A 20,447-nucleotide genomic window follows, 5' to 3' on the forward strand; every position below is an offset into this window, starting at 1 on the left:
CAGGCATCTCCCACCCAGCAAAATCAACCATCTTACCACCCAAAGCAACGTGAAGGTCATACAAGGGCGTGCGTTTCAAATCGGTCATTTCTTCAACCTTTCAATCAGCGGGACTGGTCGCGAACGACCATGACAGTGCAATGCGCATTGCGCACGACACGGGCCAGGTTCGGGCCAATCTCGTAGTTCGGGAAATCGCCCTTGGTCGATGCCATGACGATCAGATCAAAGCCTTCCTTGTAGGCAAGCTTCAGGATTTCGCGGTAAACACTGCCTTCTTCCACATGAACCGGCACGTCGGAAGCATTGGCATGATCCAGAATCACCTGAACCGCACCCCGCACGTGGTCTTTGGCGCCGGCGCCATAGTTGGCGGGCAGGTTCGGCAGCTGGATGATCTCGGGGATGACAGCAACTGCATGCAGTTCAGCACCGTAGAACTTGGCCTGTTCCAGCGCGAGCGGCAGGGCGTTCTTCCACGAGCGGTCGTCGGTGTGATCAATGGGCAGCAGGATTTTCGTGGCCATCACGTCTCTCCTCGAGATATTAAATTCTGTTTCAAAGGCGGGGGGCCGGGATGGCCCCCCGTTTTGGTCGGGCCGAGCTTATTCGGCAGGTGTGCCGCCCGGCTCTTCGGACTTGCCGCCCGAGGCGAAGAACTCTTTCGTCAGTTTGAAGACGATCGGGCTCAGCAGCGCCAGGGCGATCAGGTTCGGGATGGCCATCATGGCGTTCAGCGTATCGGCCAGCAGCCAGATGAAGCCCAGATCCGCGGTTGCGCCGAAGTAGATCATCACGATCCACAGAACGCGGTAGGGCATCAGGGATTTCACGCCCAGCAGGAACTCGACACATTTTTCGCCGTAGAACGACCAACCAAGGATGGTGGTGAAGGCAAAGATCGACAGAGCGATGGCGATCAGGTACCCACCGATACCCGGCAGCGACAGTTCGAACGCGTGGCTGGTCAGCGCCGCACCGGATTCACCCGATGTCCATGCCCCCGAAGCGATGATGGCCAGACCGGTGATCGAGCAGACGATGATGGTATCGATGAACGTACCCAGCATCGCGATCAGGCCCTGGTTGACTGGACCCTTGGTTTCGGCAGCGGCGTGCGCGATCGGGGCCGAACCCAGACCGGCCTCGTTCGAAAACACACCACGTGCCACACCGAAGCGGATGGCGGCCCAGACGGCTGCACCCGCGAATCCACCTTCTGCGGCGGACGGGGTGAACGCATGGGTAAAGACCAGTGACAGGGCGTTGCCGATCTCTCCGATGTTGATCAGCAGGACCAGCAGACCGGCGACAATGTAAGCAATCGCCATGAAGGGAACCAGTTTACCGGCAACCGCACCGATGCGGGTGATGCCACCCAGGATCACGGCTGCGGTCAGAACCATCAGGATAACGCCGGTGACCGAAGTGTTCAGGCCAAAGTTGGCCTCAAGCACCTGTGCCACACCGTTGGCCTGCACGCCGTTGCCGATGCCGAAGGCAGCAACCGCGCCGAACAGAGCAAATGCAACACCCAGCCAGGCCCATTTCGCGCCCAGACCGTTCTTGATGTAGTACATCGGACCACCGACATAGTTGCCCAGCTCGTCTTTCTCACGGTATTTCACCGCGCAGACAGCCTCGGCGTATTTGGTGGCCATGCCCACCAGGGCGGTCATCCACATCCAGAACAAGGCGCCTGGACCGCCCAGGAAGACAGCAGTGGCCACACCGGCGATGTTGCCTGTACCGATGGTCGCCGACAGCGAGGTCATCAGCGCGTTGAACGGGCTGATTTGCCCTTCGCCTTGACCTTCACGGCCTTTGAACAACAGGCTGAAGCCCGTGCCGATGCGCAGGATCGGCATGAATTTCAGCCCCACCTGCAGGAAGAAGCCGACGCCAAGAATGAGGACCAGCATCAACGGCCCCCACACGACGCCATTGATGGCCCCTACGATTGAATTTAACGCTTCCATGGTTTCCCTCCCATTTGCGTTTGGTTTATGCCCCGGTCGCGATGGCCCGCTGGCGGGCCTGCTTGAGGGCAGTGAAATCTTCGTCTGCATGGAACGACGAACGGGTCAGCGGTGTGGCTGACACGTGCAAAAAGCCCTTGGAACGTGCGATCTGTTCCAGTTGGGCGAATTCCTCGGGCGACCAGAACCGGTCAATCGGATGGTGTTTCGGGGTCGGTTGCAGATACTGCCCGACCGTCAGAAAATCGACATGTGCCGCGCGCAGATCATCCATGACCTGACGCACGTCGTTCAGGGTTTCACCCAGCCCGACCATCAGGCCCGACTTGGTGAAAATCTCGGGATTTGCACGTTTGGCATCGTCCAGCAGCCGCAGCGAGGCATAATAGCGCGCGCCGGGGCGAACTGTCGGATACAGGTGAGGGACGGTTTCCAGGTTGTGGTTGAAGACGTCCGGCGCTGCCTCGAAGACGATGTTGGCGGCGTCGCCCTTGCCTAGGAAGTCCGGCGTCAGGACCTCGACCGTGGTGCCGGGGTTCTGATGACGCACGGCCCGGATTGTCTGGGCGATGTGCTGTGCCCCACCATCATCCAAGTCATCCCGATCAACCGAAGTGATCACTACGTGGCGCAGGCCCAGTTTCATGACTGCCGATGCAACGCGACCGGGTTCGAATGCATCAAGCGCATCGGGACGACCGGTGGCCACATTGCAGAAGGAACAACCGCGGGTACAGACCTCACCCATGATCATCATGGTCGCATGACGCTTGGACCAGCATTCGCCGATATTGGGGCAGGCAGCTTCTTCGCAGACCGTTGCCAGATTGTGATCCCGCATCAGCCGTCGCGTTTCGTAATACGCGGCGCTGTCGCCCTTTTTCTTGCGTATCCATCTGGGTTTGCGCGGAATGACGCTGTCGGCCTTCTTGGCCTTTTCCGGGTGGCGTGCTCTGAGCTGGATCGTCATCTGGCTGTCCCTCGTTATGCGTGGATTGCACGGCCCATGGCGTCGAGACATGCTTCTTTGACCGCCTCACCCATGGCGGGATGTGCATGGCACGAGGCTGCAACATCAGCGACCGTGGCGCCTTTGGACATGGCCAGCACCAACTCGGCGATCAGATCGCCGCCATGGGCACCACAGATATGGGCTCCGAGAATCTTGCCGTCGGAACCGGCCAGAACCTTGACTGCGCCATCTGTTTCACCCGTCGTTCGCGCCCGCGAGTTGGCCATGAAGGCGAATTTGCCGACAACGTATTCGACGCCCGCGTCTTTCAGCGCTTCTTCGGTCTGACCAACCGAAGCCACTTCGGGATCCGTGTAGACCACACCCGGCACGGTGTTGTAATCGATGTGCCCCGCTTCGCCGGTCAGCATCTCGACACAGGCAACGCCGTCTTCTTCTGCCTTGTGCGCGAGCATCGGACCGGGCACACAGTCGCCAATAGCGTAGATGCCGGGCACAGACGTTTGGAATGCTTCATCGACTTCGATGAAACCATGTGGGTTTACGGACACGCCTAATTCTTCCAGTCCAAGCCCACGCGTGACGGGGCGGCGTCCGACGGCGATCAGAACCTTGTCGGCCTCGATCACCTCCTCCTTGTCCTTGCCGACGCGATCCACGGTCAGGGTCAGGCCAGCCGCGGTTTTCTCAACCGATTTGAGGGCACGACCCAGCTGGAATTTCAACCCACGCTTGGACAACGCGCGCTGCGCCAGCTTGGCGATTTCGCCATCAATGCCGGGCAGAATGCGATCCAGATATTCAACAACGGTGACTTTGGCGCCGAGACGCGCCCAGACCTGACCAAGTTCCAGACCAATCACACCCGCTCCGATGACCACCAGATGATCCGGAACGTTCTCCAACGCAATTGCGCCGGTCGAGCTGAGGACAACCTGCTCATCAATTTCAATCCCCGGCAGTGAGGTCGGCTCGGATCCGGTCGCGATCAGGATGGTCTTTGTTTCATAAACGTTATCGGCGACCTTGACCTGACCGGGTGCCGGAATGCTGGCCCATCCTTCAATCAGGTCGACACCGTTCTTCTTGAACAGAAACGCGATACCCTTTGTCAGATCACCGACGATCTTGTCCTTGCGCCCCATCATCGCACTGACGTCGATGCTGGCCCCCTCGACCGCAATGCCATGGGAGGAGAGATGTGCAATTTCGGCATATTTGGCCGAGGAGGTCAGCAACGCTTTGGAGGGGATGCATCCGACGTTCAGGCATGTGCCGCCAAGTGCGCCGCGTCCTTCGACACATGCAACTTTCAGGCCCAACTGAGTCGCGCGGATCGCAGCAACATAGCCGCCCGGCCCGCCCCCGATAACGATGAGGTCGTAGGTATTCATTTCGCGTACTTTCAGTAGATCGGGTGGTTTGCACAGAGCGCGCGAACCTGTTCGCGAGTTTTCATTTCGACGGTTTCGTTCCCATCAGGGGACTGCGCGAGTGCGTCCAGAACATCCCCGATCAGATGGCCGATCTGCTTGAATTCCTCTGGGCCAAAGCCACGGCTGCACCCGGCGGCGGTGCCCAGACGGATACCGCTGGTGATGGTGGGTTTCTCGGGATCACCAGGAACGCTGTTCTTGTTGCAGGTGAAGCCGGCCCGCTCGAGTGCCGCTTCGGCGTCTTTGCCTGTCACGCCAATCGGGCGCAGGTCGACCAGCATCAGGTGGTTCTCGGTGCCGCCGGAAACGATGTCACATCCGCGCGCCATCATGACGTTTGCCAAGGCCGATGCGCTGTCTACGACGCGCTGCATATATTCCTTGAATTCAGGCTTGAGTGCCTCGCCAAAGGCAACCGCCTTGCCCGCGATCACATGCATCAGTGGGCCACCCTGCAAGCCGGGGAATACGGCCGAGTTGATTTTTTTCGCCAGCGCTTCGTCATTGGTCAGGATGATGCCACCACGAGGCCCGCGCAGGGTCTTGTGCGTGGTCGAGGTCACGACATGTGCGTGTCCTACAGGCGAGGGGTGCAGGCCGGTCGCCGCCAACCCGGCGATATGAGCCATGTCGGCCAGCAACCAGGCGCCAACGTCATCCGCGATTTCACGGAATCTGGCAAAGTCGATCTTTTGCGAGTAAGCCGACGCACCTGCGATGATCAGCTTGGGCTTTTCCGCCCGCGCCAAATCGGCAACCTGATCATAATCGATCAATCCTGCATCGGTCAGGCCGTACTGTACGGGCCGGAACCATTTACCTGACTGAGCTGGTTTCGCGCCGTGGGTCAGATGGCCGCCCGCATCCAACGACATTCCCAGGATGGTATCGCCCGGGCTCAGCAGCGCCAGCTTGACTGCTCCGTTGGCCTGTGCGCCAGAATGGGGCTGAACGTTGGCATATACACAGCCAAACAGTTTCTTGAGACGTTCGATGGCCTCGACCTCGACTTCATCGACATATTCACAGCCGCCATAATAGCGTCGGCCCGGATAGCCTTCGGCGTATTTGTTGGTCAATACCGAGCCCTGCGCGTCGATCACGGCCTTCGAGACAATGTTCTCCGAGGCGATCAACTCGATCTGATCCGCCTGACGCTCTCCCTCACGTGAGATGGACGCGGCAATGACGGGATCTGCCTCAATCAGCGACGTTTTGAACATAGTCTCCTCCTTTTGCCCCGAATCCTCAGTACGAAACTTTGTTTCCTATAGGGGAAATAATGCGCATTAGGCAACAAAAATCTCTTATTCAAGAAGTTGCGTGTATATTGGGAAACATGTAACCTTTGATAAAACAGGGGAATTCAATGGGCGACGAAAGCCGAAATGATGTTTCCGGACAGGAAGATCTGAGTGAAGGTGAGGCTCTGGGCCGCTCCATCCGCGATGCACGGCGCGCAAAAGGGTGGACTCTGGAAGAAGCCGGCCGCGCTGCGGGTATCGGGCGGTCGACGCTGTCCAAGATCGAAAACAATCAGACGAAGCCAAGTTTTGACATTGTACGGCGCCTGACACAGGCCCTTGATATGAGCACCCCGCAGTTGTTTCTTCAGTCGGGTCAGTCCGGCATTTCAGGCCGCCGTGATTTCACTCCGAAAGGCGAGGGGGAAATCAAGAATACGCCCACTTACATGCATGAACTGCTTTGCCCCGAACTGACCAGCAAGCGGATGCTGCCCTATATCGCGACAATCAAGGCGCGCGACCTGTCGGAATTCGAGACGTGGATCCGACATTCCGGAGAAGAATTCATGTATGTGCTCAGCGGTGAACTCATCTTCGTGTCTGAACATTACCGCCCTTTGCCAATGAAGGCCGGCGACTCACTCTACTATGACAGTGGAATGGGGCATGGGTGTATTTCGACCAGCGAAGAAGACGCTAAGGTGCTGTGGGTCTCGCTGGAATAACTTCCATGGTTTTCCTTGGTTCTTGAGGAAAGCGGGCATCGCCATGCGCACCCCTTTCAGCCGTCAGACAGGCTTCGGTGGCGAAACGCAGTCGGTGTCTGGCCGAATTCTGCCTTGAATGCCCGCGTCATGGCGCTGGCGTTTTCATATCCGCAACGACTGGCGATTTCGGCGATGGATTGCTCGGTATCTTCTGCCAGATTGCGTGCCAGGTTCAGCCGCAGCCGACGATACAGCGCTTGCGGCGTGGTTTTAAGCTCCGCCTGAACGCGCATTTCGATCCGCTTTTGCGAACACCCGATCTTGCGGGCCAATTCCCTGATCGAAAGAGGTGTTTCAAGGTTCGCCTGCATGAAACCCAGTGCGCGATTGACCAATATGTCTTCGGACTTCAGGGGCAAAGGGTAATGATCCTGCCCATTTCGGCTCATCAGAAGATACCCGACTTCCATGGACAAAAGAGGCCCGTGATCCCGGCGGATAAGGGCCGAGGCCAGATCGAACGCGGCCATGGCCCCGGAACAGGTCAACCTGTTGCCATCGATGACAAAACGTTCCTGCACCGCATCCACGGCCGGAAAACTCTCTTCGAACCGGGAAAGCTCGTCCCAGTGTATGGTCGCCCGGTGCTCATCCAGCAAACCGGCGCGGGCCAGCAGCCAGCTTCCGGTATCCAATCCGGCCACTTGGCGGTGTTTTTTGGCTGCAGCCAGCACGGTGCGTGTGGTCGATCGTGTGTCCAGCTTGCGATACCCGTAAGACGGCATGACGACCAGAACATCGCCTTGCTGATCAGAGATTGCACCATTCGGTGTAACGACAAGGCCGCTGGAACTTTGAACGGGGTCTCCGTCAATGGAACAGAAACACCACGAATACAAAACCTGCCTCGACAGGTTGTTCGCAGCCCTGAGCGGTTCGACCATGTTTGCAAGGCAATGGTTCGAAAACCCGTTGAAGAGCAGAATGTTGTATTGTCGCGTTAAAATTTTCGAATTTGGCATGATCTTGTATCAATTCTGCATGTCGTGACCATGAGTGATGGCGTTTGGTTGGTCAACCACCGATCCAGGGAACACGCGCCATGCAGTTTGGTCTGACAGAAGAACAGGAAATGATCGTCTCGACGGTCCGCAGCTTTGTTGAAAACGAAATCTACCCGCATGAAGACGCGGTCGAGCGCTCGGGAACCGTACCTCCCGAGCTGGGCGAGCAGATTAAGCAGAAATGTATCGATCTGGGTTTTTATGCCTGCAACTTTCCCGAAGAAGTCGGTGGTGCGGGCCTGTCTCATCTGGATTTCACCTTGGTTGAGCGCGAGCTTGGCCGTGGGTCAATGGCACTGACACATTTCTTTGGTCGCCCGCAGAACATCCTGATGGCCTGCAACGACGAACAGCGTGAACGTTATCTTCTGCCTGCCGTACGTGGCGACAAGATGGACGCCCTGGCGATGACCGAACCGGATGCGGGTTCGGATGTGCGTGGTATGAAATGCCAGGCGGTGCGCGATGGCGGCGATTGGGTTGTCAACGGATCGAAACATTTCATCTCGGGCGCGGAACACGCGGATTTCTTCATCGTCTTCATCGCGACCGGCGTGGACGAAACCCCCAAAGGCCCGAAAAAACGCATCACCACTTTTTTGGTGGATCGCGGCACTCCGGGGTTTGAAGTGCGCGAGGGCTATAACTCGGTCAGCCACAAGGGCTACAAGAACTACATCCTGTATTTCGACAATTGCCGATTGCTTGACGCGCAGGTCCTGGGCGAGGTTGATGGCGGTTTTGCCGTGATGAACGAATGGCTATACGCAACCCGTCTGACGGTCGCGGCGTTCTCGGTCGGTCGCGCACGGCGCTGCTTTGACTATGCGCTGAACTATGCGGCCGAGCGTAAGCAGTTCGGCCAGCCCATCGGCAAGTTTCAGGGCGTCGGCTTCCAGATCGCCGACATGATCACCGAGATCGACGCCGCCGACTGGCTGACACTCGCCGCCGCGTGGCGTCTGGATCAAAACCTGCCATCGAACCGCGAGATTGCCTCGGCCAAGCTCTATGCCTCGGAAACGCTGGCGCGGGTGACGGATACCACACTGCAAATCTTCGGCGGGATGGGTTTGATGGATGATTTCCCGATCGAACGGTTCTGGCGCGATGCCCGGGTTGAGCGCATCTGGGACGGCACCAGCGAAATTCAGCGCCACATCATCAGCCGAGATCTTCTACGCCCCTTGGGCGCCTGACCATGAACAAAGACCTGACCCGGCTGCTGCGCCCGAAGACCATCGCCGTCATCGGCGGCGGCGCGTGGTGTCAGCAGGTTATTCTGCAATCCGAACGCATGGGCTATGCCGGTCCAATCTGGCCGGTGCATCCCAAAGCGTCGGAAATTGCGGGCCACAGGGTTTTTGGCCACATCGAGGACCTGCCCGAAGCCCCGGATGCGGTTTTCATCGGTATCAACCGCCACGCCACCATCGAGGCCGTTCGTGTCCTGTCCAGTATGGGCGCAGGCGGGGCGGTGTGCTTTGCCTCGGGCTTTTCCGAGGCCGTTGCCGAAGATGACACCGGCGGGGGCTTGCAGGATCAACTGGTCGGTGCAGCCGGTGACATGCCCATTCTTGGCCCGAACTGCTATGGCTTCATCAACGCGCTGGACGGTGCCCTGTTGTGGCCGGACCAGCACGGGGCGACCCCGGTTGACAAGGGCGTAGCGATCCTGACGCAAAGTTCAAACATCTCGATCAATCTGACCATGCAGAAACGCGGGTTGCCGATTGCCTATATGATGGCCTGTGGAAACATGGCCCAGACCAGCCAGGCCGAAACTGCCTCGGCCTTGATCGACGATCCGCGCGTAACCGCCGTGGGATTGCATATCGAAGGGTTCAAGGACGTCCGGGAATGGGAGGCGTTGGCCGCCAAGGCCTATTCGAAGGGCATCCCGCTGGTCGCCCTCAAAGTGGGCGCATCGGAACAGGCGCAGGCGGCCACCATTTCGCATACCGCGTCTCTTGCGGGCAGCGATGCGGGCGCACAGGCCCTTCTGGACCGGCTCGGAATCCCGCGTTTGTCCGCGTTGCCCGACTTTCTTGAAACGCTGAAACTGTTGCACTGCTATGGACCGCTGCCGGGTGGCAGCATCGCTTCGATCAGTTGCTCAGGGGGTGAGGCCAGCCTGATCGCAGATATGGCCGTCGGTACGGGCCTGCGTTTCCCGCAGTTGAGCTATGACAAAAGGGCCCGTCTGCGTGACGCTCTCGGCCCCATGGTCGCTCTGAATAACCCGCTGGATTACCACACCTATATCTGGCGTGACGAAGAGGCGATGGCACAGGCATGGTCGGGTATGACGGGTGAAGACATCGACCTGACGTTCTCGATCGTTGACTATCCGACGACGGATCCGACTGACTGGAGTTGCGCGACCCGAGCTGCGTTGAGAGTGCGCGCTGAAACCGGTGCTAGGTTTGCAATCGTCGCGACGTTGCCCGAAAATCTGCCTGAAGACGTCGCGCAGGACCTGATGGCCGGTGGTGTAATTCCGTTCATGGGTCTGCGCGAGGCACTGGCGGCAACCCGGGCGGCGGGTCAGGTCTCGGCCCCTGCCACGCATCCCGTCTGGTTGCCGGGAACGGCTGAGGCGACCCAAACCCTGACCGAAGGCGAATCGAAGCAGGCGCTGGCTGAATGCGGCCTGCATATCCCCCGAACCTGCACGGTTTCCGGGCCAGCGGCAGCCCTCGCAGCAGCGCAGGACATGGAAGCCCCCTTTGCCGTGAAAGGTGTTGGGCTTGCGCATAAATCCGAACACGCCGCTGTTCGGCTGGGCATTCAAACCAAAGACGTGGCCAGTGTGGCCGCTGACATCGGCACCGAAGATATCCTGATCGAAGAGATGATCACCGGAACCGTCGCCGAACTTCTGGTCGGTATCGTCCGTGACCCCGCGCATGGGTTTGTCCTGACATTGGGGGCGGGGGGGGTGCTGACCGAAGTCCTGCGCGACACGGCGTCAATGCTGGTACCCAGCGCGTCCGAAGACATCCGCGCCGCGCTCGGCAAATTGAAAATCGTCCCGTTGCTGGCGGGCTATCGCGGCCAACGGGCTGCTGATATGGATGCAATCATTGCCGCAGTCGAGGCTGTTCAGGCCTATGTCATGCAAAACGCCGACACGCTTGGCGAGGTCGAGATTAACCCGCTCCTGTGCACGCCGGACAAGGCCGTTGCCGTGGATGCTCTGATAAGAAAGGCCTGAGATATGGACCCGATCAAAACCCGCCGCGACGGAACGATCCTTGAGGTGACACTGGACCGGCCCAAGGCCAATGCCATCGATCTTGTCACCAGCCGCAGAATGGGTGAGGTGTTCGCCGAGTTTCGCGACGATCCGGAGCTGCGCGTGGCCATTCTGACGGGCGGAGGAGAGAAATTCTTTTGTCCGGGCTGGGACCTGAAAGCAGCGGCCGACGGTGATGCTGTGGACGGGGACTACGGCGTCGGAGGGTTCGGCGGCTTGCAAGAGCTGCGCGACCTGAACAAACCCGTGATCGCAGCCGTCAACGGCATCGCCTGTGGCGGCGGGCTGGAGCTGGCCCTGTCAGCGGACGTGATCCTTGCCGCAGATCATGCCACATTCGCCCTGCCGGAAATCCGCTCGGGGACTGTCGCGGATGCGGCCAGCGTCAAACTGCCCAAGCGTATCCCTTATCACATCGCGATGGAGCTGCTGCTTACCGGCCGGTGGTTCGACGCCGAAGAAGCCAATCGCTGGGGTCTGGTGAACGAGATCATCGCGGCAGATCAACTGATGGACCGCGCCTGGGAGCTGGCCCGGCTGTTGGCCTCGGGGCCACCTCTGGTTTACGCCGCGATCAAGGAAATCGTACGTGATGCCGAAGATGCCAAGTTTCAGGATGCCATGAACCGCATAACCAGGCGTCAGCTAAGTACTGTGGACGTTCTCTATGCCAGTGAAGATCAGCTGGAAGGCGCGCGCGCTTTCGCCGAAAAAAGGGATCCGGTCTGGAAAGGGAAGTGAACTCTGATCGCAGAACGTGAATTTGCCATTTACTGATCCGCACCACACGTGCACAGTTAGGCATGCCGTATTTCGAACGAAAACCATATGTTAGTGCATCTCGTGCGGTCAGCCCGATTGCGCCGCAGCCCGACAATCAACCGATTTCAGATATAGCACGCCGTGTGCTTGACAGGGAACGGGGCCCGCAGCAGCATCTGGACGGTCCCTTCATGTGCCGCAAAACCTGCCATCCCGGCAGTACCGCCACCATTCTGCTGTCCTTTGAGGCACCGGAAGGCGCGGCCCCTGTTCAGATGCAGTTCGAACCAGGCGATCTGACCAATCCGAACGGCGACATTCTGCCGGCGAATCGCATCAGTGTGATCCCGCCACAAATCCAGCTTGACCCTGGGGAAGCAACGGATGTTGCTGTTGCCGTCACTATACCCGATCTCACCGAACCCGGTGAATATCATGGCCGGATCGCCTGTACAGGAACGGACCAGACCTCGCTTGTGGTGGTTTTCGAGGTGGCGGGCGCTCAGACCTGACGGGTCACGAGATAGTCCATGAACTGTCCAAGAAACGCGCGCGGCCCGTCTTTGGTCCCCGCGAATACCTGCGCGAACTCACTCCGGGCTGAAGCCAGCAGATCATTCGCCGCGTCCTGTGCATAGCGGATACTGCCATAGTGGGTCATGCGTTCCAGCACCCAGGTGACATCTTGCGTCGACCGGGTATCGCGCGGGTTTGACAACATCTCGGCCAACCGTGCCTGTTCAGGTTCATCCGCCTTCAGTCCAAGCTGGCCCAGCATCAGCGTGCGTTTGCCTTCATAGATGTCGCCGCCAATTTCCTTGCCGTAACTGTCCTGAGAGCCGACGAGATTTAAAACGTCATCTTGAATCTGAAACGCTGCACCCAGGAAAAAGCCAAAGGCATTGAAATCATCCAGATTAAGCGCGCCGGACTCGACATCATGTGGCCGCGCAATCAGGGCCCCGATGCGCATCGGGTGAATGAAACTGTACCAGCAGGTCTTTTTCAGACACATCCTCAGATAGTCGGATGCATCGACATTCAGTCGATTGTCTCGTATCCAGCCAAGCTCCAACGCCTGACCTTCGATGGATTGCTGCAACAGATGGTCGAACTCATCAACCACGCGCATACCGGTTTCCGGGCCCAACGGTCCCAGGTTCTGACGCAGCAGGCGCAGGGCCAGCGATTGCATCCCGTCGCCGGTATTGATCGCCAGTGGAACCCCAAGCCGCTTGTGCATACATTCGCGCCCGCGCCGGAAATCGCTTTGATCTTCGATGTCGTCATGGATCAGAAAGGCATTGTGCAGCAACTCAAGAACTGCGGCCGAGACCCTCGCATTCTCGCTGTTTCCACCGAAGGCTTCGCATGTAGCCAGTAACAGCGCAGGCCTCAGACCCTTGCCCGAGGTTTCGATATAATCGCGCATCGGACCATACAGATAGGCCTGAGGCTCACCCGTCGGCAACAAGCCCAACAGCGTTTCGCGCGCCTGATCCCCGTATGAGGTCAGCGTTTCAAGAAAATCCTGTTTCGCCGCAGGATCCAAATGCGCGGTTCCGGATTTCACAGGCTCAGCCCTTCTGGGTGATGATCACGCGACTTTTGTTTTCCGGCGTGCCGGATCGTTCCGGACCGGCGCCAAAAGCAGAGAGCGGTGCATCCGAAATTGGTATCGCCCTGGACAAGGCATCTGATTGACCGCTGTCCCGACCCAGATCATACGCGACATCTTCGGCAAGCTCATCCCCCGGGATTGGAAGATCCGTGGTGGGTTCGTAATTCGCGATGAGGTCGTACAGCTCTTTCGGCGGGCAAATCATTCTAAGCGCTTCGGCAATGGCTGGGTCCTCGGTGACGCCGCCGGGTTTTGAATATTCCGTTGCCGGTTCTCCTATGGCGGCAAGGGGGCCATCACCGCCACGATCAACTCCTGCCGTGTCCTGACCCATTTTCAGCGCGGCTTCGACCGCAACAGCGAACCGGTTGTCCCACGGAAGGCCAGCCTGATACCGGGCGTAATCATAGGCACGCAGCGGTTTGAGGATATCGGGCTCGTGCAGATCCCAGATCTGGCAGGGTTGTGCATCCGATCCACTGCGCTGAAGGATGGCGTTGACGGCACGGCGCGCGGCCTCGTTCGCCCCTTCCATCGTGGCAAGGTCGGTGAAAGTGCGGACATAGTCCGACGCCAGGAAGAAATTCGGGATGAGCGTGGCCGCATCCGGGCGCAAGCGCCAGCTGTTGATACGGTTGACCAGCAAGGGTTCGACATTGCTTTGACGCTTGGGGTCGTTCGGGTCTTGAACGATATCGGGATCGAGGAACCAGTAATGCATATCCTCGTCCCGCAAAACGGTTTGGCCATCCACGTTGATGCCGCGCTTGACCTGTTCCCAAACCTCGCTTGCAATCTCTTCCCGGCTGCAATTACGCGCTGTCTTCCCGTTCAGACCGGGTTTGTCCCATTCGGAAATGTCGATCGACAGCAGGCCTTTGGTCTTTCCTTCAGCCCAGTTGTCGAAATCAATCTGGTGCCAGAACTGTTTTTGCGACACAGCGGTCAAAGCCCATGGGCTGTCAATGAAGATGACGTGGCCGTGGGTCAGTTCAACTTCCTTGGTCAGATAGAACTGAATGCCGTTCATCCACTGTACGTCCTCGGCCAGCAGAGACAACTTGGCGACGGCCGGGTCGAGCGCCATCATTTCCGGGGTCACAAGTGGAGCAATGCGTTCAATCGGCATCGCGCTGATAAACCAGTCCCCGGTGACTTGTTTTTCTTCTCCGTCCTGTTCGACTGTCGCGCCGATAATCCGCCCGTTCCGGCACTCGATGCCCGTAACTTTGGAGTCAAACTTGTAAACGACCCCCTTGCTTTTCAGGTAATCCAGCCACGGTTGAATCCAGACGAGATTGGTGGGCCCGTTCAGCAGCCTGTTGCAGTGTGGCTCGGGCGTGGCAATGCCCAGCTGAAGCTGAATCGCAATGTCCCCCACTGTCTTCGTGCTGGCTGTCGTGGCCTTGGCGGCCACCAATGAACGGGTCAGGCCGATGGCAAGGAACTTTTGATAGGCTTCGGAACGGTCTTGCGCGCCGATGAAATCCCACCAGCCGATCCGTTCATATTCGTCGAACCGGCGTTCCTTGCAGGAGCTTGCGATCCGCCACATGCAGGCGACAAAATGCTCGACATCCTCATACGCAATCTGGTCCCTCGGCGAGAGCGCGAAGGCAATCGTCTTGAAGGCATCTGAGACATCCTTGAGAGTGCGGGGAAACCGTTCCGGGACAATGATGCCGGGTTTATCGAACTGGCTGACCAGAACCTGAGTGGTGGGGACCAGATTGTCAAAGCATGTCCCCTTGTCGTAATACGGCGTACGGGCCATCGTGTCCGTGATATGCCGATAAAAGTTCGGAAAGAACCGAAATCCATGTTCGCCGGGCAGCCAGGGGCGTTTCACGCCGGGCGGATAACTGGCCCCATCCATCTCAGCCCATCTTTCAAGCGCCTTGATGTGATTTGCTTTCGAACCATGGTCCCCTTCACCCTTCATCACTGGGATGCTGCGGGCCTTGCCACCCGGGATCAACTGGCGTTCGTGGACTTCTACCTCGAACCCGCGTTCAATCAGTTCGTGCGCGGCGCTCATTCCGGCCACGCCGCCTCCAAGAATGACAACCTTTTCAGGCATCGGAAGTTCCTTTCGCGGAATAAACGTCAAAGCGCAGGGTAATGTCTGACAGGCTGGCTTCGCCAATGCCAAAACCCTGCAACCGATTCATCCAGCTGTAATGCGGGTTTGAGGTCAGGTAACGCGGAGCAAGCCGTACCGGGGCCGAAGCGGGCAGATTGCCCTTGGCCAAGGCCGCATAACCGTCCGGGCCGAAGTCACACACACCCGTATCTTCGAACAGGATCGGAGCATTCCCCATGGACGGTTTGATAAGCGCCTTTGCATGAAGCAGTCCCACACCATCGGAACGCACGCGCATCCAATCTCCGCCAATCGGTTCGATCGTTCCTTTCAAATGTGGGCCTTCGACGGTACCCCCCTCTTTGATCGCGAAGTGTAGCCAGATTCCGTCCGGTGTTTCGCCCGAAGGGGAAAAATTGCTGGTGAACGGCACGACGAATTTGGCGACATGCTCCAGAACGGGTGACTGTGCCGAAGGTTTCGCGAGTGTTGGTGGGGGAGCTGCTTCAGGCGCTTCTTCGGGTCCAGGGTCGTACTCGCGACCACCCGAGGTCAGCACCGGACGCCAGGACAAGGATTTTTCCTTTATCACCGACGGCAAAGTGGCTGTGAATTGTTGAAACCCGGTTTGCGGGTCTCGTAACACGGGCCACCCGCGAATGGCGCGTTCGGGGCCTCCGTTTTCCGAACAGATCAGACGTACCGTGTCATGCGACGACACTGCGGGACCTGCTTCCACCAGTACCCGATTGATACCGTCTGCGTTGATCGCCTCGGACCAACGCAGCGTGACGCCCCGATCTGTAAACTCGCGCACGACCCGATCTCCGGTTAGCACGTGATGGTGCAGATGGCCTCAGCTTCCTTGATCCTGAGATGGAATTTCTGCTGCACGCGGAAGATATGCTCTCCTTCGGCAGAGGTTTGCAGATACTTCACGGCGATATCCGAGGGCACGACGATTTCAACCGGTGCACCCAGCAGGGACACAAGCACTGCCTTATTCGGGGGCAGGGTGCTGGAACGCAGCAACGGCCCGTCCAGGAACGGGAGGATGCTGTCACGAGGCAGTACCATCGAGTTCGGCAGCGGAGTGGTAGCTGCCCGAAACAGACCATTGCCCATCACACAGGCATAGGGGCCCAGATAGCCATGCGTTTCCAGCGTGCTGATGCCCGCGACGACGGCCTCGAAAACATCGGTTCCGGTATAGCCCTTTTTGGTCGCGGAATTGGTTTTGCTTTCGCCCGCTTCAAGCAATCCCGGATATTTGCCACCGCCGCTGATCGTATAGATCTGCGGCAGTGAGGTGCCCGCGCCGCCAGCGTGTTTGGGGGCTTGTCCGGTACCGGGTTGACCGTTGAAAATGATGTCGTCCTCTACCCGGGCCACAACAGCGGCCGCTCGGCGGAACATGATCTGAGCTGCGGCCAGTTCCGGATCAGCCACCTGTGCACCTTTCAGGTACACGTTCACCGATACGGTTGTAAGGCGCAGTGTGTCATAATCGTTCACGTCAAGACGTTCTTTGGATGCACCAGATGAGTTGTCGACCAGACTGAGCTTGTTCAGCGGAACAGATTGCGTGTCCGCGGGCAGCGGTCCGTATAGGGGTAGGAAACTGGCTGCCACCCGGGCGCGCAGTGCCTCGTCATGGACGGCCTTGTTCACGGCGCTCCACTGATCTTCATTCCAATCCAATGCATCGGTCATTTCAAATCCCTCTCGCTGCTGCTGCCCAATTCGGCGGGGCAGTCAATATTGTTCTCATTTTGTTTCGCTCAATCTGTCCAGCTGATTGCGCGCCCGCTGCTCCTGAACGACACCGCGGCAATCTTGGGCAAGCGAAAGCGCTTGTTTCGCCTCGCCAATTGCAGCGTCCAAATCCCCCTTTGCGGCAAAAGCCTTTGCTCGCACACGGTGATATTCAGGTTTGTTCAGCATCTCCCCACGTTCCCAACCGGGAATGCAAACGGTTTCGAGCCGGTCCAAAGCCAGATCAATATCTCCGTGATCTATCATTAACTCAGACAGAACAATCTGATTCTGAGGAAAAGTAAAGTTTCCACCAGATTTGGAGATCAGGTTCATGCATGCCTCGATGCGTTCCGGAACACCTGCGATATCGCCTTTCCCGGCTTGCGCGAGACCCATGTAGATGTCCTGCATCGCGTGAAGGTAAAGAAACCCTTCCTCATCCGCGACTTTTCTGGCTTCCTTCATCGTCACATCAAGCCGGTCCCATTCACCCGCATAGGGCAGGAACATGCTGCAGGCGCCCATGACGTAGACAAGGTTGGGTGCATGATTCAGCGCCCTGCTGACCTCGATGGCTTCCAGACGCGCGGCTTCGGCCTTTTCGAATTTCCCCTGCTGCCACAGCAGGCATCCCTGAATGGCCAGCAAAGAGGCGGTCGTGGAAGACTGGGTCATGGGCATCATGGCCATATCCAGCTCGGGTGTGATCAGGGCTAATGCGCGCTCAAGCTGTTGTTCGCATTCAGAAAATTCCCCACGGAAGTAGTGAGTAAAGCTCAGGGCCCGCGCCGCAAGAACGTTGGCGACGGGGTCAGCGGACATGCCTGCCATCATATCCAGTGCTTGTCCCATTTCCATCGCTCGGTTCATCTGACCGCCAACAAAGAAGTTGGTCCAGCGGCAGAAGGTTGCGGCGAACAGGGTTTCACCGTCGCCCAAAGACTGGGCCAGTTCCATTGCCCGGGCAGCAGTTTCTCCGACCTGGTCGGCCGACCACCCGTAGATCGCCATATAGGCGGGCAGAATATTCATCTGAACCCGAAGCTCGAATCCATCGCGATCTGCGTTGGCCGCCATGGTTCCGATGTTGCGCAGGGCGGCCCGGAAAGCGGAAATCGCAGGCAGGTTCGCCAGCCGGGACAATGCCAGTTCACCTGCAGTGACCCAATTCGCAACGGCTTCATCCTTCAATCCGCCAAGATCGCAATGATGCGCGACGGTATCGGGGGCCGGACTGCCGAATGCTTGGTGACCGTCCAGCAAGGCCCGGGCAATTTTCAGATGCACCTTCTGCCGGTCTTCCCGCAGCAACGAATTATAGGCCGTATCCTGAACCAGCGCGTGGTTGAACGTGTATGTGGCCGACCCTGAAGCGCTGGTAATCAGCACGACGCCAGCCGCCATAAGCTGCATGAGGGCGCTTTCTACATCCATATCTGCATGCGCGACCGCGTGTATCATCTGAGCGTTGAAACTGCGTCCGATAACCGATCCGAGCTGGGCGACCGGCTTGGCATTTTCCATCCGGTCAAGACGCGACATCAGCGAGTCCTGAAGGGTGGCCGGGACGCTCAGCGCATCCAGAACCTCGGCATTGATCGGGGCGTCCTGGGGAAGCTGGTCCAAAACCGCCTTTGTCATTTCTTCGATGTACAGCGGCACGCCATCCGCCTTCTCGATAATCTGCCTGATCAGGATGACAGGCAAACTGTATGGCTCAGCCACGCGCCGAACCAGTTCGGATGCTTCGGTGTTGCCAAGCGGAGACAGATTAATGCGTGCGGCTCGGCTCTCGAAATGTTCCGGAGGTTCGTATTCAGGTCGATGGGACAGAACCACCAGTACCGGAAAGTTGCTCAAAGCTGACGCAAGCGCATCCAGGACGTCCAATGTGGTAGCATCGGCCCAGTGAACGTCCTCAACCACCAACAACAAAGTACCGCGCCTGTCGCACAGGCTGCCCAGACTGCGCAGCATCACGTCAAGAGACTTGCGCGCTTTCTTCAACGGATCCGACTCTGTCGGGGCGCCGGTCTCCACACCCGCCAGATCAAGAAGAACGGGCAAATCGGCTTCACTCAGACGAGAGGCCGTTTGCACGAAGTCGGAAATCGAAGATGTGATGCTGTCATTTGATTTATCACCTGAAACGCGCCTCAACTCTCCTACAATAGGATGCAGGGGAAGACTGGTCAGGTGAGGGATGCACTGCAACGTAAAGGGCTTGACCCCGATCTTTTCAGACAGCGATTTGATCAGCCTTGATTTGCCGATACCTGCCGCACCCCCGACAAGCGCCAGCCTGCCTGAGCCTTCCTGCGCCTCGCTCCAAAGTTGGGTCAGAGTCGAAAGATCGTCCTGCCGGGCCACAAGATCGACCGCAGATTGACCCACCCGCGCGTCGAACCGGCTGGAGGAAATGATTTCCGACACCACGCGGTACACGTTGCGCTGATTGTCAAAGCCTTTCAGCTCATGGCTGCCACGTGGTTCGAATTCAAAGGCACCTTGGGTCAGCCGCCAGGTCTCGGAAGAAATGATCACTTCACCCGGTTCGGCCAACCCCTGAAGACGGGACGCAAGATTCGCCGTTTCACCTACCAGAAAGTCCTGAGATCCCAGGCTTTTCGAGGAAACGACTCCCACAACAACCATACCGGTCGCAATACCCGCCCGCAGGTCGAGCTTTTCTCCAAACTCGTTTTCAAGATTCTGAACGGCTTCAATGGTTTCCAATACCGCCCGCACAGCACGCTCGGCGTCATCTTCCATGGCCTTCGGGTATCCGAAATACACCATGATGCCGTCGCCCTGCCGATAGGCCAGGTGGCAGCCGTGTTGTTTCAAGGTGCCGATCGCCGTATCCAGATACAGGTTCATGATCTGCATCAGGTCTTCCGGGTCATATCGCTGAGCCAGCCGTGTCGACCCCACAAGATCGCAGAAAACCAAAGTGAGATGCCGGCGCTCGGCATTCGACTGAACTTCGGGCCGCGTCGAAGCTTCCTGTGATTTCAGCCTGGCCTGCGCCTTCCGAAACCGCTTCCTTTCACCAACCGTCAACCCGAGATCACGCAGTTCCGGATCAGTCAACTCGTCCAGAATGTCGTCATCCACGCCCTCTCTCTGAAACAGAGTGGCATAGTCATTCAGATCTGCCAGATAAAGGACTTTTGAAATGCGTGGTGATGCCTCAAGGACTCGCGTCATTGTCTTGCGACTCCGTCCATATCTATCCCCCTGATTTTCCCCTTAATACATAATGTATATGTATAATCCAAAAGTAGAGAGGATTTTGTGCTGAATCCATGTTTGGCGTAGGCCGCACAGTTAACTTGTTACATTGATAGACCGATATACGTCAGAATTATCACACCGTCACGTGTTTTTCCTTCCAAATCATCGGGTTCCAGCTTCCAATTGATCATACCCGCAAGGGCTCGGAACGACCGGACTATCAAGATTGTCGTCATATGCCTGACGTCACGTCAAGGTTGCCGTATTTGCGCAAGCGCTGTTGCCGACATTAAATATCTGGCAGAACCGCCTCGTTTCGCA

Annotated in this window: 16 protein-coding genes; 5 read left to right on the plus strand and 11 right to left on the minus strand. The window is 58.0% G+C overall.

Annotation, left to right across the window (positions count from 1 at the left end):
* Positions 1-104 precede the first annotated feature (104 nt).
* From AC2FEB_RS00005 to glyA, 5 genes are all read right to left on the minus strand, one after another.
* Positions 105-527, minus strand: coding sequence for a universal stress protein (locus AC2FEB_RS00005; RefSeq protein ID WP_117873547.1), 423 nt, complete (start codon positions 525-527; stop codon positions 105-107).
* A gap of 78 nt (positions 528-605) precedes the next feature.
* Positions 606-1,979 carry an alanine/glycine:cation symporter family protein gene (locus AC2FEB_RS00010; RefSeq protein WP_117873545.1) on the minus strand — a complete coding sequence of 458 codons (1,374 nt, stop codon included), beginning with the start codon at positions 1,977-1,979 and terminating at the stop codon, positions 606-608.
* Between the two features lie 25 nt (positions 1,980-2,004).
* Positions 2,005-2,949 carry a lipoyl synthase gene (gene lipA, locus AC2FEB_RS00015; protein WP_117873543.1) on the minus strand — a complete coding sequence of 315 codons (945 nt, stop codon included), beginning with the start codon at positions 2,947-2,949 and terminating at the stop codon, positions 2,005-2,007.
* Positions 2,950-2,963: 14 nt separating this feature from the next.
* Positions 2,964-4,346, minus strand: a complete 1,383-nt coding sequence (lpdA, locus tag AC2FEB_RS00020) for a dihydrolipoyl dehydrogenase (protein ID WP_496670954.1) — start codon at positions 4,344-4,346, stop codon at positions 2,964-2,966.
* A gap of 11 nt (positions 4,347-4,357) precedes the next feature.
* Positions 4,358-5,611 (minus strand): serine hydroxymethyltransferase, encoded by a 1,254-nt coding sequence (glyA, locus tag AC2FEB_RS00025; protein ID WP_496670952.1) that lies wholly within the window; start codon positions 5,609-5,611, stop codon positions 4,358-4,360.
* Positions 5,612-5,757: 146 nt separating this feature from the next.
* On the opposite strand from glyA, the gene AC2FEB_RS00030 reads away from it, so the two are divergent.
* The gene (locus AC2FEB_RS00030) at positions 5,758-6,360 is read left to right on the plus strand and encodes a helix-turn-helix domain-containing protein (protein WP_299898349.1); all 603 of its coding nucleotides are present in this window, start codon (positions 5,758-5,760) and stop codon (positions 6,358-6,360) included.
* 56 nt (positions 6,361-6,416) lie between these two features.
* Here AC2FEB_RS00030 and AC2FEB_RS00035 read toward each other — a convergent pair whose 3' ends face one another.
* Positions 6,417-7,364 (minus strand): GlxA family transcriptional regulator, encoded by a 948-nt coding sequence (locus tag AC2FEB_RS00035; protein WP_496670948.1) that lies wholly within the window; start codon positions 7,362-7,364, stop codon positions 6,417-6,419.
* Between the two features lie 80 nt (positions 7,365-7,444).
* Here AC2FEB_RS00035 and AC2FEB_RS00040 point away from each other — a divergent pair, with 80 nt between their 5' ends.
* From AC2FEB_RS00040 to AC2FEB_RS00055, 4 genes are all read left to right on the plus strand, one after another.
* On the plus strand, positions 7,445-8,605 hold the full coding sequence (locus AC2FEB_RS00040) for an acyl-CoA dehydrogenase family protein (protein ID WP_496670945.1): 1,161 nt from the start codon (positions 7,445-7,447) through the stop codon (positions 8,603-8,605).
* A 2-nt stretch (positions 8,606-8,607) separates the two neighbouring features.
* Positions 8,608-10,623 carry an acetate--CoA ligase family protein gene (locus AC2FEB_RS00045; RefSeq protein WP_496670942.1) on the plus strand — a complete coding sequence of 672 codons (2,016 nt, stop codon included), beginning with the start codon at positions 8,608-8,610 and terminating at the stop codon, positions 10,621-10,623.
* A gap of 3 nt (positions 10,624-10,626) precedes the next feature.
* Positions 10,627-11,406 (plus strand): carnitinyl-CoA dehydratase, encoded by a 780-nt coding sequence (locus AC2FEB_RS00050; RefSeq protein ID WP_496670939.1) that lies wholly within the window; start codon positions 10,627-10,629, stop codon positions 11,404-11,406.
* Between the two features lie 62 nt (positions 11,407-11,468).
* Positions 11,469-11,939: a hypothetical protein gene (locus AC2FEB_RS00055; protein WP_496670936.1), complete on the plus strand. Its 471-nt coding sequence runs from the start codon at positions 11,469-11,471 to the stop codon at positions 11,937-11,939.
* Here the strand turns inward: AC2FEB_RS00055 and AC2FEB_RS00060 are convergent.
* The 5 genes from AC2FEB_RS00060 to AC2FEB_RS00080 are packed head-to-tail and all read right to left on the minus strand — an operon-like array spanning position 11,930 to position 20,099.
* The gene (locus AC2FEB_RS00060) at positions 11,930-13,000 is read right to left on the minus strand and encodes a polyprenyl synthetase family protein (RefSeq protein ID WP_496670935.1); all 1,071 of its coding nucleotides are present in this window, start codon (positions 12,998-13,000) and stop codon (positions 11,930-11,932) included. The genes AC2FEB_RS00055 and AC2FEB_RS00060 overlap by 10 nt on opposite strands.
* Before the next feature lie 4 nt (positions 13,001-13,004).
* On the minus strand, positions 13,005-15,128 hold the full coding sequence (locus AC2FEB_RS00065) for a hydroxysqualene dehydroxylase (protein WP_496670932.1): 2,124 nt from the start codon (positions 15,126-15,128) through the stop codon (positions 13,005-13,007).
* Positions 15,121-15,948 carry a DUF3237 domain-containing protein gene (locus tag AC2FEB_RS00070; RefSeq protein WP_496883776.1) on the minus strand — a complete coding sequence of 276 codons (828 nt, stop codon included), beginning with the start codon at positions 15,946-15,948 and terminating at the stop codon, positions 15,121-15,123. The genes AC2FEB_RS00065 and AC2FEB_RS00070 overlap by 8 nt, the downstream gene beginning before the upstream one ends.
* Before the next feature lie 14 nt (positions 15,949-15,962).
* Positions 15,963-16,844, minus strand: coding sequence for an encapsulin (locus AC2FEB_RS00075; protein ID WP_496670927.1), 882 nt, complete (start codon positions 16,842-16,844; stop codon positions 15,963-15,965).
* Between the two features lie 54 nt (positions 16,845-16,898).
* A complete protein-coding gene (locus tag AC2FEB_RS00080) occupies positions 16,899-20,099 on the minus strand; it encodes an adenylate/guanylate cyclase domain-containing protein (protein WP_496883777.1) in 3,201 nt (1,066 codons plus the stop codon).
* Positions 20,100-20,447: the final 348 nt, after the last annotated feature.

Source organism: Ruegeria sp. YTSC106, assembly GCF_059609765.1.

What these genes read in the sequence shown, in the direction of transcription:
- AC2FEB_RS00030 (WP_299898349.1), top strand. Translation starts at nt 5,758, where the DNA reads ATGGGCGACGAAAGCCGAAATGATGTTTCCGGACAGGAAGATCTGAGT.
- AC2FEB_RS00080 (WP_496883777.1), bottom strand. Translation starts at nt 20,099, where the DNA reads ATGACGCGAGTCCTTGAGGCATCACCACGCATTTCAAAAGTCCTTTAT.
- AC2FEB_RS00005 (WP_117873547.1), bottom strand. Translation starts at nt 527, where the DNA reads ATGGCCACGAAAATCCTGCTGCCCATTGATCACACCGACGACCGCTCG.
- AC2FEB_RS00050 (WP_496670939.1), top strand. Translation starts at nt 10,627, where the DNA reads ATGGACCCGATCAAAACCCGCCGCGACGGAACGATCCTTGAGGTGACA.
- AC2FEB_RS00035 (WP_496670948.1), bottom strand. Translation starts at nt 7,364, where the DNA reads ATGCCAAATTCGAAAATTTTAACGCGACAATACAACATTCTGCTCTTC.
- AC2FEB_RS00055 (WP_496670936.1), top strand. Translation starts at nt 11,469, where the DNA reads ATGCCGTATTTCGAACGAAAACCATATGTTAGTGCATCTCGTGCGGTC.
- lipA (WP_117873543.1), bottom strand. Translation starts at nt 2,949, where the DNA reads ATGACGATCCAGCTCAGAGCACGCCACCCGGAAAAGGCCAAGAAGGCC.
- AC2FEB_RS00075 (WP_496670927.1), bottom strand. Translation starts at nt 16,844, where the DNA reads ATGACCGATGCATTGGATTGGAATGAAGATCAGTGGAGCGCCGTGAAC.
- lpdA (WP_496670954.1), bottom strand. Translation starts at nt 4,346, where the DNA reads ATGAATACCTACGACCTCATCGTTATCGGGGGCGGGCCGGGCGGCTAT.
- AC2FEB_RS00040 (WP_496670945.1), top strand. Translation starts at nt 7,445, where the DNA reads ATGCAGTTTGGTCTGACAGAAGAACAGGAAATGATCGTCTCGACGGTC.
- glyA (WP_496670952.1), bottom strand. Translation starts at nt 5,611, where the DNA reads ATGTTCAAAACGTCGCTGATTGAGGCAGATCCCGTCATTGCCGCGTCC.
- AC2FEB_RS00045 (WP_496670942.1), top strand. Translation starts at nt 8,608, where the DNA reads ATGAACAAAGACCTGACCCGGCTGCTGCGCCCGAAGACCATCGCCGTC.
- AC2FEB_RS00010 (WP_117873545.1), bottom strand. Translation starts at nt 1,979, where the DNA reads ATGGAAGCGTTAAATTCAATCGTAGGGGCCATCAATGGCGTCGTGTGG.
- AC2FEB_RS00065 (WP_496670932.1), bottom strand. Translation starts at nt 15,128, where the DNA reads ATGCCTGAAAAGGTTGTCATTCTTGGAGGCGGCGTGGCCGGAATGAGC.